Origin of the sequence: Bacteroides luti, assembly GCF_900128905.1 — a bacterium.
GTDB lineage: Bacteria > Bacteroidota > Bacteroidia > Bacteroidales > Bacteroidaceae > Bacteroides > Bacteroides luti.
In genome coordinates, this window is record NZ_FQTV01000009.1 from 147,589 (window position 1) to 166,817 (window position 19,229).

Annotated in this window: 7 protein-coding genes; all 7 read right to left on the reverse strand. The window is 39.4% G+C overall.

The window, feature by feature from the left end:
* Positions 1-105: 105 nt before the first annotated feature.
* Positions 106-1,905 (reverse strand): RagB/SusD family nutrient uptake outer membrane protein, encoded by a 1,800-nt coding sequence (locus tag BUC21_RS09945; protein ID WP_073401808.1) that lies wholly within the window; start codon positions 1,903-1,905, stop codon positions 106-108.
* Between the two features lie 24 nt (positions 1,906-1,929).
* Complete coding sequence (locus tag BUC21_RS09950) at positions 1,930-5,139, reverse strand: SusC/RagA family TonB-linked outer membrane protein (RefSeq protein WP_073401774.1); 3,210 nt, start codon at positions 5,137-5,139, stop codon at positions 1,930-1,932.
* A gap of 18 nt (positions 5,140-5,157) precedes the next feature.
* A complete protein-coding gene (locus BUC21_RS09955; protein ID WP_073401775.1) occupies positions 5,158-6,927 on the reverse strand; it encodes a RagB/SusD family nutrient uptake outer membrane protein in 1,770 nt (589 codons plus the stop codon).
* Between the two features lie 5 nt (positions 6,928-6,932).
* On the reverse strand, positions 6,933-9,986 hold the full coding sequence (locus BUC21_RS09960; protein ID WP_139261388.1) for a SusC/RagA family TonB-linked outer membrane protein: 3,054 nt from the start codon (positions 9,984-9,986) through the stop codon (positions 6,933-6,935).
* Positions 9,987-10,090: 104 nt separating this feature from the next.
* Positions 10,091-12,274: a LamG-like jellyroll fold domain-containing protein gene (locus BUC21_RS09965; RefSeq protein ID WP_073401776.1), complete on the reverse strand. Its 2,184-nt coding sequence runs from the start codon at positions 12,272-12,274 to the stop codon at positions 10,091-10,093.
* 326 nt (positions 12,275-12,600) lie between these two features.
* Positions 12,601-14,193 (reverse strand): arabinan endo-1,5-alpha-L-arabinosidase, encoded by a 1,593-nt coding sequence (locus BUC21_RS09970; RefSeq protein WP_083547673.1) that lies wholly within the window; start codon positions 14,191-14,193, stop codon positions 12,601-12,603.
* Between the two features lie 731 nt (positions 14,194-14,924).
* Positions 14,925-19,199 carry a hybrid sensor histidine kinase/response regulator transcription factor gene (locus BUC21_RS09975; protein WP_073401778.1) on the reverse strand — a complete coding sequence of 1,425 codons (4,275 nt, stop codon included), beginning with the start codon at positions 19,197-19,199 and terminating at the stop codon, positions 14,925-14,927.
* Between the last annotated feature and the right edge of the window lie 30 nt (positions 19,200-19,229).

Genomic DNA, 19,229 nt, shown 5'->3' on the forward strand with positions numbered 1-19,229 from the left:
TCATTGCTGCTGCACGCCAGAATTAGCGTGCAGAGCAATGATAAGAAATAAATGTTCAAATACAAAAAATCTATTTACCAGTTAATAAAATACTGAATATAAATATTACTCTGCTGTGGCAGAAGTAAGTTCCCATCCAGGATTTTGCTTCAATAGCGGTGCTTTCTTCACTTCTGAATCCGGTATTGGGAATCGGTAATTCTTCGGACTATTGAATGCTCTGGAAGGATGCGTTCCATCCGCTTCATAATTATAAACAGAAGATGCTCCGGGAGTAACTACCACACTATAAATATTATAAACCTGTTGATAGCGAGGCAAATTTTTCTCGCTAGCAGCACTCTTTCCTTCAAACAGTTTCCAGCGGCGTTCATCAAAGAAACGATGATCTTCAAAACAAAGTTCAATACGACGTTCGTTACGGATACGCTCACGAAGCTGTTCCTTCGTCATCCCACTATAGGCAGGCATACCTACGCGTGCACGTACTTGATTTACATACTGGTAAGCATTGGTTGGTCCTTCAGATTCATTGATTGCTTCTGCTGCATTCAATAGAATCTCCGCATAACGGAAAATAGGACAAGCATGAACGTATGTAGTAGGACTCTTGAAAGACATGTTATTCAAGAATTTTTTGGTATAATAACCAGTTGTTGTTCCACCATGCAAATCTTGGTAATCCTTTCCGTCTGGATATGAAACATCAACAGCGCGTTCCTCTTCTTGTACTTTATCTCCCCAAATTGAGCCATGATGCAGAATAGTTTGCTCCAAACGTGGGTCGCGGTTTGCATAAGGATTCTGATCATTGTAGCCAGAAGCTGGATCATCAATAGGCTTGCCATTTTTCATTTCATAAGCATCCACCAGATTTTGTGTAGGGTTAGTACGTCCTGTTGAGTTTACATTACCAGAAAATCCGCAAGGCGCTAAGAATAATTCAATTTCACGAGTATTCCATTCGGAACGACTCAGGATATATTCATTGTTCAAGTGAGGCGTAGAAACAAAACATTGATAATAGTTCTGGCTTGGGTCATTATCCTCAGTTGTAAAAAGTTTGTATGGATGTGCCTGTTGATTATTCTTTGCGATAAAGTCCTTTGCAGCTTGTGCGGCTTCCTGCCACCATGAAGCATTACCATCAGGATTGTTCAATACAGAAGCTCTGTAAAGAAGTGCTCTTGATTTAAGTGCATAGGCAGCGGCACCGTTCATACGTCCCCAATTTTCATTTTCATTACTGTAGCGGAAAGGAAGTACATCTTTCACCGCGTCACATTCATCAGCAATCCATTTCAATGCTTCGCTACAAGCAGTACGTGACATGTTCATAGCAGAAGCATTTCCTGGTTCAAAGACGATTGGAATACCATTTTCATCATTACCGATCACCGGTATATCTCCGAACCAGCCTGCAAGATCAAAGTGGAAGATTGCACGTAGTAATCGGGCCTCTGCTATATTGCGATCATATAAGTGATTATCGTCACCCGCTTTCTCGGCATTACCAATAATACTTTCGCGTGAATTCTTCATAAATTGGTTAGCAGCCCTAATCCCCTTAAAATCGTTAGACCAAAACCTTTCAGCAAAAGGGTGATTCGTGGCAGAGTAAGCATCAGTCAGCACACTGTGATAATAGTGCACATTCCAAAATGAAAGTGAATTATCCGTCATACAGTCGCGCGATGCAGCAAGAAACTGTCCGTCACTATATCCTGCAAATGCATCAGGAAGGTACGTGTAAACATTGGCCAGGAAGCCACGAGTATTCTCGTACTTACTAAAAATCTGTTCTTCGGATAAGGTCAGGTCTACTTCCTTATCTAAATAATCGCTACAAGAGCTGGGAACTATGGCCAGCAATCCGACAGTGATGTATATCAATATCTTTTTCATCATTTCAAAGTTTAAAGTACAACATTAAAATCCGATATTTACACCGAATGTAAACGAACGGGTCTTTGGATACCACCAGCAATAACTCATCGGTTTTTCAGGGTCTACGTTATTGGGGAGATCACTCCAGTTATATAGGTTGTATCCGCTAAAATAAAATCGGCATTTTGTCATGTTAATTTTGGCAACAAGCTCTTTTGGAAGCGAATAACCAATTTCGACATTTCGTAGTGATATGTAATTACCGTTTTTCACCCAGATGTCATTCTTGTATGTACCTGTAGAGCGATCAGAGTCGATGGCATTAAAACCTCCGTAAAGCGGACGTGGATAGGCCGCATTAATATTGCGTGGATCACTAGGGTTGTCATTATAGTATCCCCATGCCTTCGTAACTTCGTGTGTTCCCATGTTGCTCCAACCACTAAAACTGATGGCAGGAGAAAGAAATACACTACGATTGAGATAGGCATTAAATACAGCGCGTACATCAAAACCGTTCCATTCCAAACCAATATTTAATGCTGGTATCAATTCAGGGATAATTGTATAGGTATCAGGCGTCATGTCGTTAGAATCAATTTGTCGGTCACCATTCAAATCTTTGAATACAGCTGTACCTAAAGATTGTTTGCCATTTGATGCTGAGTGATACGGATATTTTTCAGGATGATCAATTGCATCTTGCTGGCTACTAGCAACTTTGTCTGGATCATTCGCCCACTGTTCGAATTTGTAAATATTCCATCCACCCACAGTGTTATTAAATGAACTTTCATACAAGGCTGCAACTTCAGTACCATCATAAATTCTACGACCCGTTTTACGTTGCCATTCCACGTTGGGCTCCGTTTCATCCATCTCTGTAATCTTATTAGTATTCCAGGTTAGCAAACCTTCCAGATAATAATTAACTTTACCTATTTTGCCGCGATGGCCTAAAGTTACTTCAAGTCCTTTACTTTCTGCTTTTCCGTAAGAATCCGAACTTACAGATACTCCGATCATCGAAGGAATGGTAGAACGTGTTACCAAAATACCCGAACGCCATTCTTTGAACACATCCACTGCACCATACAGTTTCTTTCCCCAGAAATCAAAATCAAGACCGATATTTAACATGTCGGATACTTCCCACTTGTTGTTACTATTACCAGCTTTGCTCTCGTAGTATCCTCCGATATTACTCTGCGAATAGCCAAAACTATAACCTGTTCCACTAGAGTAAGTTCCCTGATACGGATATCGTCCGGCACCGGTGTTCGACTGTCCGGCACGTCCATAAGAAGCACGTAGTTTTAATAAATCAATGTTTTTGTTTTTCAACCATGATTCTTCTGATGCTACCCATCCAAGTGATGTACCGTAAAAATTACCCCAACGTTCTTCGGGGGCAAAGTTATCACTTGCCATTCGGCTAAAATTTCCTGATAAAATGTAACGATTATCATAAGCATATGTAGCTTGACCGTTGAATGACAACGTACGTTCTGACGATGTGCTACCGCTTACTACGTTCTGGTAGGTACGGACAAAAGCACGTGCATCTACAGCATGTTTACCAAAATTATTGCTATAATTCAGTCCTGCGTTGAAGTTAAGGTGATAATAATATTCACGTTGATTGGCAGATGGGTTAGTCAGTGCAGAGTACGACGTATATTTAGTATAAGTAAATTCTGACGGATCATTAACAGCCGCGTTAGTGTAGTCATAGTTATACGTATTAATGGCATTTCGCTGAGTAGATTCAAATGTCTCATAGGAATCGAAGCTTACAGTGGTGTTCACTTTTAAACCTTTCAACAAACTGCTCAGATCACCATTAACACTTAATGTACTATACAGATTACGGCGACGGTTCTTTTCCTGACCACTGGCAGCCAGATAACGTAAAGGATTGTTGGCTGTACTGCTGGCATAAAGATCACCGTTTGGACAGTATACTGGTTCCATAGGATTAGCCTCTACCGCACCAAATGTAGTTAGAGCAAACACACCTTCAGTAGGCTGATTAATGTTATCGATACGACCACCAAGATCTAATGATACGTTTAAAAACTTAGTTACATCAATATCGATATTAGATCGGAGGTTCCATCGATTTAGTATGTGTTGTGTATCGAAGTTCTCGTTCCAGCTGGTTCCTTTCTTGTTCCACATACCCTCCTGACGAAGATAAGAGAAAGATACATAGTAACGGGCGCGATTATTTCCACCGCTTATCTGCATGTTGGTTTTGTACATGGGGGCTGCATCCCGATACAATTGTTCAAACCAATTAGTGTCGAAATATTTATATCGATCAATACCCTCTAATGTTTCACCATTGCTAACACGACGATATTTTTCAACCTGCTCGTCTGTATACATAGGATCACTTCCACTCAAATAACGAACTTGGTTACGGGTCAATGCCATATTATAGGAATTTTGCAGTTCCATTTTGTTGCTCAGCATCTGATAACCTACTTCCTGAGTAAAATTAATGTTGGTTTTACCTGCTTGTCCACGCTTTGTTGTTACAAGTATTGCACCATTGGCACCTCTCATTCCATAGATAGCAGTAGCTGCAGCATCCTTCAGTACTGTGATGTTTTCTATAGGAAAAGCATCAAGAAAAGAAAGATCTCGCTCCACATTATCTACAATAACAAGTGGAGCACGTGCATTCTGATTCATGGTACGTATACCGCGAATGTACATAGCAGTTTCACTCCATCCCGGTTCACTACTCCATTCGTAAGTTTCCATACCATTAACGGTAGCAGTAAAAGCATTTTGCAAGATAGTTATCGGGTGTTTCTGTAACTCTTCTCCTGTTACCACGGAAGTAGCTTCTGTCATTAGTTTCTTTGCTTTGCGTCCGAAGGGAACCGGCATTGTGTGAAGATATTCATCCAAGTCTTCCGATAATACAATCTGAAAACCTTCCTTGAAGTTGACCTGCGAGGTAGCGTTTAAATAACCGACGCTACTCACACAAAGCTCATCCTGAGGTTTCACATTCTTGAGACTAAAGTATCCATCTTTGTCCGACAGAGCAATGCTGCTTTGTTCGGCTATATTGATTACAGCTCCAGCCACTGGATTACCTTTACTGTCCACAATCCGGCCTTTCAATATTTGCTCGTTCTGTGCAAGGACGTTTGTTTGCATCCAGAGAAAGCTTAGCAGCAACAGATATCTGCCCGTCGCTGTGCATTTTCTTATAATATATTTTATGTTACTCATATTTATTCAATTTAAGAATTATTTCCAATCCGGGTTGTTCTCAATATTGGTCTTCCAGACTTCACCTTCAGGTATTGGATAGAGGTACATCTTTTTCTCGAATATACGTTTCTGTGCTGTTTTGCGGCTGATAGTTCCATTAGTTGCGACATCAATTCCATAAATTGGGCGAGAGAGTGCTTCAACTGCCACATTCCAGCGACGTACATCCCAAGCTCTATGTTCCTCGAAAGCCAACTCTATCGTACGTTCCTTGTGAATGAAGTTTCGCATGGCTTCTTTTGAACTTGTAAGGTCGCTACGATTGGCAACTGAACCGGTAATACCTGAGCGATGGCGAATCTGATCGAGCATATTGTAAACCTCTGTACAAGGACCTTTTACTTCGTTAAGCGCTTCTGCATAGTTCAGCATAATTTCTGCATAACGAATAAATGTCCATAAACGACGTGAGGTGCCTGTATGTACCGAACTTAAAATAGCTTCTGGAATATATTTGCGCACGTAATATCCTGTAGGAGTGGCATTTGCATTACCCACCGGATTGTCTCGTTGTCCTTTGATAACATTAATAGTTCCGTTTCCCCACTTAGTACCTTGATAAAGTACGGTAGCTTCCAATCGCTTGTCACGTCCTTTCCACATAGTAGCGTCACTATAACCACTAGCTGCATTGACAGTAGGCTGTCCGTTACTATTGTAAACCGGTGCACCCGTTGCATCATAAGTACTGAAAGGTGAAGAGCCATCGATCATGTCATACATATCTACCAGGTTCTGCGAAGGACAAAGACCTCCTTTACCTCCTTCACCAACAGGTGTGTCATTTTGTATTGCACTCCAACCCACCGCTACATCGTTTCGGAAAAAGATTATTTCTTTGTTTTTGTCCAGATAAGTAGTACGAAGCAAAGCATTGTTGTATGGCAATATACCATCTGTCGTTTCCTCTGTAAAGAGTGCAAACTTAGAACCATAGGTATCTATAAAGCTCTTTGCTGCATCGGAAGCTTCCTGCCAGGTAACTCCACTTTCTGCACTGTATCGGGGACTGGCCATGTACAGTTTTATGCGAGAAGCAAGTGCGCGAGCCATTGGTTGTCCGATACGGCCGGCATACGTTGAGTTCCAGGCATCTTCATAGGTGAGCAAGCCGCTTTCACATTCATTCAACTCTTTTAGTAAGAAGTCTACTACAAACTCTTTTACTGTTGGTCTATCTGTATATTTACTAAGCAAGTCTCCATCAGGATCAAGTACTTCTGTCACAATAGGCACCGGTCCATAACGCAAAAACAATTCCCAGTAAAACCATACACGCAAGAAGCGAGCTTCGGAAGTATAGTTTGTTTTGTCCTGCAAATACTTCTCATTGCTAAGATCAGGACTTTTGGGTACACTATCAATGCGATTAATGATCATATTGCATTTGCGGATGCCACGATAATAATGTTCCCAAGTGTCGGAAAGTTCTGCAGCTCCGTCAGATCCATAATAATTACCGATATTAAAAGTAGTACGTACACCGCCTGTTGCATAACTGGTTTCCGCCAGATCAGTGGCAGCATCCAGCCAGGAATTATTAATGCGACATGCTCCGTGTCGTAGGAAGTTATAAGTATCAAAGTGGAATTGCTCCATCAAGCTCCAGTCTCCAAACACCTGTTTCTCTGTTAATTCGTTGCTGGGTTGCTTGTCCAAAAAACTACCGAATGAATCTTCGCACGAAGTGAGAACACTTGCAGATATCGATAGCGCTAGCAAACTGTATATTATTGTTTTCTTCATGTGTCTCAGAATTTAATGTTTACACCAAAGTTCACTGTTTTCATAATAGGGTAGCGGTTAGATCCGTTACTTTCAGGATCTGTCAGGCCGTCCAAATGATCCCAGGTAATCAAGTTATTGGCATTCACGTAAAGGCGACAGTCACTCATACCTGCAAACTTAGACCAGTTTTGAGGTAGTGTATAACTCAACTCAATGTTTTTCAGACGAACAAACGATCCGTTTTTCAAGAAGAAAGAGTTGGTGCGCTGATTGTGGTCACCGTAATTGTCGTAGTGCAATAGAGGATAAGTGGCATGTTGCAGATTGTAGGCTTCGCTCTGTTCTGGATTCCAGCGTCCCAAATGATGCTCTTTCACCTTACCACCGTTAACGAAAGCATACATCGCTTCAGCATCGTAGTAACGACTCACGTGATCTACTCCTTGGAACATAACGTTAAATCCCCATCCCTTGTAATTAAGACCCAGAGATAATGCGTAAGTGTTTTCTGGAATATCACTATAACCAATACGAGTTTCGTCGCGATCGTCAATGAAACCGTCACCGTTCATATCCTTATATTTTAGGTCACCTACTTTCACTGTACCAAACGTAGATACCGGTAAATCAGGATTATTAAGATCTGCCTGTGTAATAAAGCCATCAGCAATCAAACCAAAATACTGACTGATAGGATTACCCTCGCGTTTGCGGTAAGCTGTCTTCTGTTCCGGTTCATCCATGCTTATAATTTCGTTACGTGCATGAGAATAAGTTAGTCCTACGTTGTAGCTTAGATCCTTATTGATGCGTTTGTTGTGCTTCAACTCAAGTTCGTAACCGCTGTTTTTAGTTTCACCTAAGTTACCAGCTGCCAGAGCCACACCCACCCACTGTGGACGAGTAAGATATGCAGTCAGGATATCATTGCGTTTTTCGTAAAAGACATCAATATTACCATTCAATAAACCATTCCATAAACCAAATTCAAGACCGAGGTTATACTTGTGGGCACGTTCCCAGGTTACTCCGAGGTTAGGATATTGTGTTTCATAAATACCTGTTTTACCGGAACTGCCAAAATAATAGTCATTACCGATTTGAGACCATTTTTCTTGATACAAAAACCGTTGACTGGTTCCGTTTACCGTATAAATGTCATTTCCCACTTCACCGTAACTAGCACGAACTTTTAGGTTGTTCAGCCATTCTTGTGTGTTGGCCATAAATTCTTCTTTGCTTATGCGCCATCCTACTGAGACTGCAGGGAAAAAACCGAAGCGTTTGCCTTTGAGGAAGTTTTCAGAACCGTTATAACCTGCATTGAACTCAGCCAGATATCGGTCATCGTAACCATAAGTTACACGGCCTACCAAACCTTGATAACGTTTGGCCAGCTCAGAATTATAGCGGTAATCATTCTGATTATAAAGCACCATAGCTGTTACATCATGCTTTCCAAACTGACGTGCGTAGTTAATCTGGGCTTCCATGTAAAGCTTGTAAGTGGTACTGTTATCCTTACTATAGCCTAGTTCTCCATCCGAATTAAACTGGTTGTAAGCATCAATTGATTCGTAATTATTGCGGTCATTTAGTTCATACGTAGCAAAGTCGGCCTTGAACATCTTTTTATAATAAGAGTCATAATCGAATGAAGCCATACCTTTGGCACTCAATCCTTTGGTTAACCAATCCATTTTATAATCCAAAATAAAGTTGGTTTCATTTATGGTATTGGTAGCACGATAGTAACCACCTTTGGCTAAGGCTGCAACAATATTGCTTTGATACTGTGAACTACCTCCGTACAAGGTCTTGGTGCTTTCTCCATTCTGTACCTGATATGATACAGGGAAGAGCCAACCAGGAGTATGGTTCAGTTCGTAGAAAGTTTGACTGTATGTACTGCTTTCGTTAGTATTAGATCCGCGACGTTCCTCGAAACGAGTTCCGAAGTTTACGGAGAATGTCAGGTCTTTGGTTAGGAACAAGTCCATGTTAGCACGGAAAGCATACCGACGATAACTTGGGCTGGAAGAGTTTCCATACGTATCCTGGCTCAGCTCCCTGATTAAACTTTTCTGGTCATATAGTTCTGCAGAAGCATAGTATCGCATACGTTTAGTTCCTCCGCGAACGCTAGCATTGTAGCGTTGTGCTGGAGCTGAACTTTTCAAAACTTCGTTGTACCAATCCACATTGGGATAAAGCATGGCATCCAAACCACTTAACTGTCCGGCAGACGACTTACGATACATCTCAATATCGTTAGCCGAGAATTGAGAAGGCAATCCATCGTTTTTCAACGCCTCTTCTAACAGCATTACCGACTGATAAGAATTAAGGTATGTGTCGCTACGTGTGGGACTTTGAATTTGCATGTTTGCTGTCAAACTCACTTCTGGTTTCTGATCACGACCACGTTTGGTAGTAATAAGCATTACACCGTTGGCACCACGTACACCATAAACAGCAGTGGCAGAAGCATCTTTCAAAACAGAAATAGTTTCTATATCATCAGGAGCAATCTGTGAAAACTCACGTTCTACACCATCAACAAGAATAAGTGGTGAACCATCGCCTGCAAAGGTAGCCCGTCCGCGGATGTTAATCTTCGTGTCGTCCTGTCCTGGAGCACCGGAAGTCTGCGTAGTAATTACACCTGGGATCTTTCCGGCAATAGCCTGGGAAATATTTGCGGCAGGAGAGGCAAGCAGTTCCTTACTGGAAACTTGTGAAATAGCTCCAACCACACTTTCTTTCTTTTGGGCACCGTAACCAACAACCACTACTTCATCTAATAATTTTGTATTTTCTTTCAGGATTACATTCAATAATGTCTTCCCGTTTACAGGTATTTGTTGTGTTTGATAGCCAACATAAGAGATTTGCAGAACAGCCTTCTCAACGTTGCTTACTGTCAGTTTGAAGTTTCCGTCCAAGTCAGTAATCACACCGTTTGTTGTGCCTTTTTCTAATACACTGGCACCAATTATTGGTTCACCAGTCAGATCTTTCACTATACCCGTAACTTGTCGCTGTTGTGCCGACAAAGTTTGCCCGATCAGCAGCATCAGGAATACCGACAACCATCTCAGGAACAGAAATGTGTTCCTGGATGATTTGGGTTTCATTTGTTTATCTTTCATATTTTCTTTATTTTATGGAAATAACAAGGCTATTTTTTCGTCGCATTATATAAAGCTGCAGCTTGTAAAGCTGACAGCGGACTGGCGCAGAAATACACATCGTCAATCAATGCTGGGGCAGCTTTCCACCAGGTTTCGTAACCGAAGTAGAAGTTATTGGCTGTTTTAAACATGTTCAGGATATTGTTGTATCCGGTAAAGTCGCCCGAAGCGAATGCTGCATTCTTTTCATTGCTAAACTTAAGTGCACCATTATAATAAACTTCAAATTTATCTGGCATAAAGTTGATGGTAACTAATGTCCATACACCTGCTGTTAGTGCATTGTCCGCATTATTATTCTGACAGTCGAACCATCCGCCTGCTCCATTGTAGCCCAGATAACCAATGGCATTAAACCAAAGTTTACTTGTGCCGTCGTTTAGAACGAAGATTTGATCCCACCAGTTTAATTTTGGAGGATTTAGCCACATACTAACACTTAGACCTTCCGTAATATTCTTACCTTTCAACGGATTATCGAAACGTGTATATGCCCAGCCATTGGCATTTCCGGTCCATCCTTCTTGTTGATGCCAGATAGTACCTCTGGTTGCATCTTGTTCGAAAGCTGATGGAGTAGCCTGAGTCTCTACTGTAATAAGTTCGCCTCCTTGTGCTGCATTGACTGCATTTGCAAAAGAGTTATTTAACGGGTAATAGCCTACCAATGAGGGTGCATATGCTGGGCTAACCGGAGCTCCTCCCGATACTTTCTTGGTGTCAGCATAAAGATTCACTATTTCCTTTTCCGTCAAAGGTCTTGTTACAAGGAATATATCGTCTATCAATGCAGGTGCAGATTTCCACCATGTTTCGTAACCCAGATAGAAGTTATTAGCGGAAGTAAACATGTTCAATACGTTGGTGTAGCCTTTAAAGTCGCCCGAAGCAAACGCTCCGTTATTGTCTTTGTCAAACTTCAGTTTTCCGTCGTAGTAAACAGCAAACCCGTCCGTAGTTATGTTTATGGTAACAAAAGTCCATTTACCTGGTGTTAGTGCGTTATCAGCATTGTTATTCTGACAATCAAACCAGCCTCCTGCTCCATTATAGCCAAGGTAACCAATGGCATTGAACCAGAATTTACTTGTTCCGTCGTTCATTACAAAAATCTGATCCCACCAGTTCAGTGTTGGCGGATTAATCCACATACAAACACTAAGACCATCTTCTAAAGTCTTACCCTTCAAAGGGTTGTCGAAGCGAGAATAAGCCCAACCATTGGCATTGCCTGTCCAACCTTCTTGCTGGTGCCATACCATACCTCTGTCGGCATCTTGTTCGAAGGCTGATGGAGTAGCTTGAGTTTCAACTGTGATCAATTCACCGCTTTGTGATGAATTAAGACTATTTGCGAATGTCTTGTCAAGTGTGAAATACCCAACAGTTCCTCTTGGCGGGAAGCGATATTCTTCTCCTCCGGTTACTGTCGGTACAGCAATCTCCTTAGAGGTAATCACGTTCCGATATATTTTCACGTCATCAATACGCATTGCCTTAGGCTGTACGGGTGAGCCGTAACCAAAATACAGGTACGGCAGACGTGGAAATGCCTGCACAAGATTCGGATAGTCAAAAGATCCCGCTTGGGTAGAAGTAAGTTCTTCACTGCTCTTTTCACCATCTATATACAATGTGTAGCCTTTAGTGGTGATAACAAGTGCCATGTAGTGCCATTTATCGGCAGTGAATGGTGCAGCTGAAACATTCGTAGGCTTGTTAACCTCACTGGCAACGCTCAAACTGTCGCGGTGCAACCAGGCGTTAGGTGTAAAAAAGATACGCTCCGAGTTATCCTCATTGGCAAATGAGAATATGGCGCCTTGCAAATTGTCCGCCGCTGTTTTTACCCACATGGTGATAGATACTCCTGTCTGCACCTTTACATTATACAAAGGATTTTTCACGCGAGCATACCCTCCATTAAGATTGAGCACTTTCCCCTTGAACTCGTCGGTAGCAATTCTGGGAACTTCTCCTCCGTTATAGGCAGTGAGAGTAAATTCTTCAGGAGAAAGTTCTTCTTCAAACTTGTATTCTCCTTTTAGTTCTAGTTTAGGATAAATTTGATTTCCTGCCGGAGGATCCATTTGTCCCCATTCATCACAGGCGCCTAATGAAAGAACTGCAAATACCGCCAACAGAAATGACGGCCATTTTCTTTTCTTCATAATATTAATTTTAAAGGTTAATTTGGTCTTTATTACATGGCGAATATAAATGATCGCCAATTGTACAAGGTGGACAAATGTATTTTCTTAGTGGATAAAAGTGTATTTTGTACATTTAATAAATCCAACAATAAAACTACCATTGCATTCTGCTTAAGTTATGTTTTTTTCTTACTCAAACCCCCTTGTTTTATTATTTACTTGGCTTTAGGAGATAAAAGGGGGAAAAATAATTTAGTTCCCCCGTTATAGTTCACCCTATTGAAAAGTAATATATAATTTACCTATATCTGTTATCCACTGAATAGAGTTCAGCTCTGGAATAATTATTTTACTTTTTTACCCCAAAGTGAAATACCTTTGTCTGTAAGTCCCGAGTAAATGATAGTTGTTGTACGAGGAGTAGCTTCCCAATCCAGTCCTCTTTGAACTTTTACTTTATATGTACCTATTGTTAGAATCTTCTTGGTTGCATCATAAGACCAGTTCCCAGTAATAGCACCGCTTACAGTTTTATTTGCTGAAAGGACTATACTTTTTGATGCTTGCTGTGTTTGATATTGATAAGATAAAGTAATGTGTTCCCAATTTCCTATTAAATCACTTTCAGATATTGTACTTTGTGGAACTGCAGCATATCTCTCAGGCATTACAACCGGCCATCCATCTTCAGTCCATTCTACAGATCTAATTTGCCCCATCATAATGGCATTGCTGTAGGCATTTCCATTTGTATTGGCCGGAAGACGTCCTTGCGATCCGTAATACCATTCTTTGGTATCAGGATTCTGGAAAATACAACAGTGAGATATACCTACCCAACCAGAGTGATTGCTAAATTTATAAGGATGTGTAAGCATAGGCCAACATTCTCCTCCCTGAGTAATATCTTTGCCATCAATACCCACAAAAGGACCAGTTATGCTTTTTGAACGGCACACACGGGTGTTGTAAGCAACAGATAATTCATCGTATGCTAAGAACAGATAATAATAACCGGTACTTTCATTATAGATAATTTCCGGAGCTTCTGACCCTTGCCATCTGCTTCCCGTAGTTCGGGTTGCAATGCAGGTTCCATAATCGGCCAGTGAATTTAGCTGATAAGGCTTTCCTGTGTTCGGATCTAGCTTAACGGCAACTATACCGGAATGCCAGGAACCGTAAATAAGCCATTGCTCATTGTTTGGAGTTGCAATAAATGAAGGATCAATGGCATTCCATTTAAAATATCCGCTCCAGTCACTTAAACTAGACCTATACCAGTTGTTTCCTCTATCTGTTGAGGAACAAACAACCATACCTTTGTCTAACCAAACATTAGAAGCCAGATCGTCAGTTTCCATTAAACCAATAAAAGCATGTTCTGTCCATGAATTATCAAAGTTGGCTGCGGTGTTTTTTGCTCCGGTCTTAATATAATTATCAACAACAATGCTGTAATACATTCTATATTTGCTTCCCACTTTGCGCACAACCGGAGCCCAGCAACCATAAGAAGGAGAGGCAATTGCTGGCAGTCCTTCTCTTTGGCGCATATTGTTGAGTGTATCTTTTACCCATGCAGGGGTTTCATTCATGGCCATTCCTTTGAACTCCCAGTTTACTAAGTCTTTTGATCGTCTGTAAAGGAAGTGTCCGTGTCCGTCGTGAGCATTTCCATAAGAAGCGTCGGTTGAATACATATAATAGTAATCGCCACATTTGGCTACTGTGGGGTCGTGCACATTGGCCAGATTCCAGTTACTACGGTTTTCCCATGAGGCAATGCTACTGTAATCGTCTTTATAAGTAGGTGCAGTGTAAGTCTCCGTGCTTGGTGGAACAACAGGGTCTTCTGAAGCAGGATTATCATCCGATCCGCATGCTGAAATAAGGAAAAAGAATCCAATAGGCCATATGTTTTTGAATCTAATCATATCTTTAGTTTTAATTTTTCGCAGTTTTAAATTCATAAAATTAGGATTGTAAATTAATAGTGAATCTGAAGATTAATGTAAGAGTTATACAAAAGGAGAGAGATAAATATGTTTATTATTTCATAGGCAACTTTTTATTTATGAGAATAGTCAATTCTCATTCTTAATGTTTATTATTCAGTTAAAAAGGTCTTCAAACTATTATTATCATGTACCCAAATCTGAGCGTTGGATAGGAACATGACTCCTGTTTTGTTTGCTCACAAATGTATTAGTGAATTGGTTCATGAAGGTGGACAAAAGATTTTTAGGGGTGGATAAATGTTTCTTTTAATGTGAAAACGGTTATTATGCCATTTTTCTACTATAAAATCCATTGGTGAATAGATTTTATTTATTGGGCAATGGATATCTGTTTATTGAGGAATAAACTAAAATTATTGGCGAATAAAAATTGTATACATAGTTGAACCTTATTAATTCTACAAAAGAAGAATAGAATATATGTCTTTTATGATTAAGGGGTTTATAGTCAGCTTGTTATATGTTAACTAATTTTTGCACAGTTTTATTCCGAAAAAACAAATTTATAAAGGTTGTTTTCGAGGGGGTAACAAGGTTCCTCCTTCTGAAACCCCGTGGTGATGGGGGTGCTAAATTTTATCCCAAGACATATAAAAGATGTTTTATTTAAAGTTTAGCACCACTTTGTAAAGTATCTATACATTAAATTATTTATCAGACTCCATTAAAGAACTAGGTGTAACTGCAAAATGTTTGGTAAAGCACCGGGTAAAGTATTTAGGATCATTGAATCCTACTTCATAAGCTATCTCTGATATATTCATATTTCTGGTAGTACGGTTCTTTAAAATTAGTTCCCTGGCAATGTTCAGCCTGTAGTTCCTGATAAACTGCCCGGCAGATTGTCCGGCAAGATTCTGCATCTTTCTGTTAAGTATACTTTTACTTACCCCCATTGATTCAATAAAGTCACTTACCTCGAAATAAGAATTCTTATAGTTTTCCTTAATAACGCTAATTGCTTTATCCAGGAACTTTTTATCACAAGATTCCTCTTCTACATTAAGAATATCAACGTCCATTTTAAAACTGAATTGCTTCTGATAGCGTTTACGATTTTCCAGAATGTTGTTTATACGAGCCAATAGCAAATCTTCATCAAACGGTTTGAGTAAATATTCGTCTACTCCAATTTTATAGCTTTCAATACGGGTTTCAATTGAGGTCTTTGCAGTAAGCATCAGGAATGGAATATGAGATATTGAAAAGTTTTCTTTTACTTTTCTGGATAATTCCAGTCCGTCCATTACAGGCATCATCAGGTCACTAATAATAAAATCAATGCTCTGATTATTTAATATAGCCAGTGCTTGTTCTCCGTTTTCAGCTTCTGTAACATTAAACTTATCTATTAATATTGAACGGATATAACTACGCATATCTTTATTATCTTCAACAATTAACATGTTAAGACGTCCTCCTGAAATAAGCAGTTTATTATCCTTAATCTCATTTGCTGCTTGAAGCTGATTGACTACATTAGTCTCTTTCTTAGGATGCTCTTCACGTAGCAAAGGAAGAACAACTCTGAAAGCAGCACCTCCGGTACGGTTATTCTTTGCCTGAATAGTTCCTCCCTGAAGATGCACAATCTGTTTACACAGATACAAACCTATACCTGTGCTACTTTGCCCGTATACTGGATACTTCACACTTCCTTTGGATTGATAGAACCTGTTGAATATCTTGGAAATATCCTCTTCAACAATACCGGCACCGCTATCTTTTATTGAAATATACAGTTTCTCCTTCAATGTCTCCCTGTCTATTAAAGAAGAAATGTAAATAGAAACGGTTCCGTTATTGGGAGTATATTTTATTGCATTCGACAAAAGATTGGTTATTACTTTATCCATTGCATCTTCATCAAACAGAATAACCGGAGAACTAAGACGGAATACCTTTTCGATACTGATGTTTCTTTCGCGGGCGAAGACCTCAAAAGGTTCCAGTATATCGTCAATAAACTTCTTGAAATTGCCCGGAATCTTTACAATCTCTATTTTACCAGATTCAACTTTGCGGAAATCCATCAATTGATTTACGAGTGAAAGTAAATGTCTGGAGTTTCTTTCAACGAAATGTAATTGCTCTATAACCTGAGGATTGTAGCTTAACTTAAGAGCTCTCTCAATAGGCCCCATAATCAGTGTAATGGGAGTTCTGAATTCATGAGTAATATTGGTAAAGAAAGTCAGCTTGTCAATTGTTAGTTCCTGAACCTTCTTCGACATCTTGATTAACTGCCCTTTCTGACGGGTAATCTTTTCGTTTTGCTGTGTAAGAATTTCGTTCTGGCGCGAAAGCTCTTTAGTTTGTTCCTCAAGTATATGCTTTTGTTTTTCCAGTTCATGAGTACGTTCTTCTACTTTTATGCGAAGCTGTTCTTTCTGATTCTTCAATGAATCAATACGCCATTTATACAGTCTGTAAATTGTGAAAGAAAGAATAATCAGTATCAGACAAATAAACCATGTTGTTTTATAAAAGAATGGAGAAACAACAATTTTTAGTTCAGTTATGTTACCCGACTGTATCTCTGATTCAGCATCACATTTCACTTGCAATGTATAAGTCCCTGGACGCAAGTTGGTATAACTTGCTATACGCCTGCTCGAAGGAACCTTTACCCAGTTATCGTCAAATCCAAGTAATCTGTATGAATAGGTTGCTGTATTTGATACCTCATAATCCATTGCAGAGAATTCTATAGAGAAAGATTTGTCTTTTTCATGCAATCTTAAACATTTAGCCTGTGATATATCTACATCAATATAGTTCCCCTTGTCAGGATAGATAATCTCATTTAAAACACTAAGTCTGGTGAAGATAACCTTTTCATTTAATGGCTTTGGCTGTATTTTATTCCCCTCAATCGCAATTAATCCTCCCATATTACCAAAATAAAGATTCTGATTAATGCGTGATTTGCAATATGCATTCCAGTAAAATTGGTTACTTATTAATCCATCTTCTTTGGTGTAGTTAATAAATTTATTTGTGCTGGGATTATAGCAGGAAACTCCATTGCACGTACTTAACCAAAGACGACCTCTCTGATCTTCCAGAATACCCAAAACACAATTATTGGCCAGTCCTTGTGCTGTTGTGAACGATTGGAACTGATAGTTCTCATTATCTCTTGATAGTAGTTTGTATAAACCATATCCGTTACTTCCCAGCCAGATTGTTCCGTTGGATGATTCGTAAAGGCAGTTTATTTTGTCAACACAATGAGAATCGGGCTTGTTACTTTTATATTTTAAATACTTATATGAAAAGTGTGAATGACTTCTGGCAAATGATTTTAAGTCGATGATCATTGCTCCGTCCGAAGTTCCTATCCACAACTTGTTTTTCTTATCGATAAGTGAGCCTATTGTACCCAGAATATTCTTTGTTACACTGAAAGGAAAAGGAGAAATGAGTTTTTTTATTTTTATATCATAGAAATAAATACCTCTGTTCGATCCAATCCAAACACCCTTATTAATAGGATCATAGCATAGAGCTCCAACGAAATCGATAGTGAATTCGGGGTGAGTGCCGGAAGTTATGTGTTCAAATGCAGGATGAGAAATATTACTCATGTCCAGTATATTTATGCCTCCTCCCCAGGTCCCTATCCAAAGATGGTTATATTCATCAGCAGTTATAGCACTTACAGAATTATGACTAAGAGAACTGTTACCAGATGTAATATGAATAAACTTATCACTATCTTTTCTTTTCAGATTGAGTCCACCCTCTACTGTTCCTATCCATAGATTTCCTGTTTTATCTTCATAAATAGCATTGACTGGATTTCTGGAAATGGACCCCGGATCGTTTTCATTATATATATAATTGTGTATTGAAAGCTTTTTTGGGGCAATCTTGTTCAAACCTCCTGCTTCGGTACCCACCCAGATAAGATTCTTATCAACAAGCAAGCAATTAATGAAATCGCAGTTTATGCTATAACAGTCGTCCTTCTCATCACGATTGATATGCATAAAATTGTCGTTTATAGGATCATAGAAGTTGAGTCCTTTTAAAGTTGCTACAATTAATTGCTTATCATTTGTTTCAGCGAGGTCAGTAATCTGGTTCTGTGAAATAGAACCTTGCACACTTTCATTATGCATATAGTGTTTTATAGATTCATTTGTTTTGTTGTATCTGAATAGTCCGCGATCACTTCCAATCCACACTTCATTTTCTTTTTCAAAGATTACGTTTATGTAGCTGCCTTTTACTAATTTCAGCTTATCAGAAATAGTTGAAAATACAAGCTTTCCGGATTTATTGGTCAACACCTTAAATATAGTGCTGTTATGCCCAACCCATATTTCTCCGTTTATTTCATTTATTGCAACGATTTGGTTGTTTGAAGATGGCAATTTCAGTATCAGAGAATAGATATGAGCAATATCACCGTCTGGAGTAAATTCTATTTTATATAATGCATCTTTCACAGATAACCAGATATTTCCTCTGCTATCTTTCAATATTGTATTTGCCGATTTGTTCAGTATCTGATCTAAGGTTTTATCCTTATAAGTCAGTTGATTAATTTTCAGTGATGAGAGATTTAATATGTCTGTTCCTTTTTCCGTTATTATCCATAAACGCTTGAAGTTATCCTCGCAAACTTTGCGGATAAAATTACTTTTCAGGGAAATAGGCCATGTGTTTATATTGTAATGGGTAAACTCATAACCATCATATCTGGACAGTCCTCCTCCGGCAGTAGAAATCCAAAGAAAACCTTGTTTGTCTTTATATATATCGTCTATAAAGTTATGCAACAGCCCGTCATTCATAGTGATGCAGCTGAAATTATATCTGGTTGTCAGGCTCTTTGGTAATGCGAATGCTTTGAAAGAAGATAAAAAGACAACAAGTGAAAATAAGATGCAGAGTGAAATTCTATTTCTCATATTTAACTGATTAACGAGGCAAATATAATT

Excerpts from the sequence above, each read along its gene's own strand:
- BUC21_RS09945 (WP_073401808.1), bottom strand. The coding sequence starts at position 1,905 with ATGAAAAAGATATTGATATACATCACTGTCGGATTGCTGGCCATAGTT.
- BUC21_RS09950 (WP_073401774.1), bottom strand. The coding sequence starts at position 5,139 with ATGAGTAACATAAAATATATTATAAGAAAATGCACAGCGACGGGCAGA.
- BUC21_RS09955 (WP_073401775.1), bottom strand. The coding sequence starts at position 6,927 with ATGAAGAAAACAATAATATACAGTTTGCTAGCGCTATCGATATCTGCA.
- BUC21_RS09960 (WP_139261388.1), bottom strand. The coding sequence starts at position 9,986 with ATGCTGCTGATCGGGCAAACTTTGTCGGCACAACAGCGACAAGTTACG.
- BUC21_RS09965 (WP_073401776.1), bottom strand. The coding sequence starts at position 12,274 with ATGAAGAAAAGAAAATGGCCGTCATTTCTGTTGGCGGTATTTGCAGTT.
- BUC21_RS09970 (WP_083547673.1), bottom strand. The coding sequence starts at position 14,193 with ATGATTAGATTCAAAAACATATGGCCTATTGGATTCTTTTTCCTTATT.
- BUC21_RS09975 (WP_073401778.1), bottom strand. The coding sequence starts at position 19,199 with ATGAGAAATAGAATTTCACTCTGCATCTTATTTTCACTTGTTGTCTTT.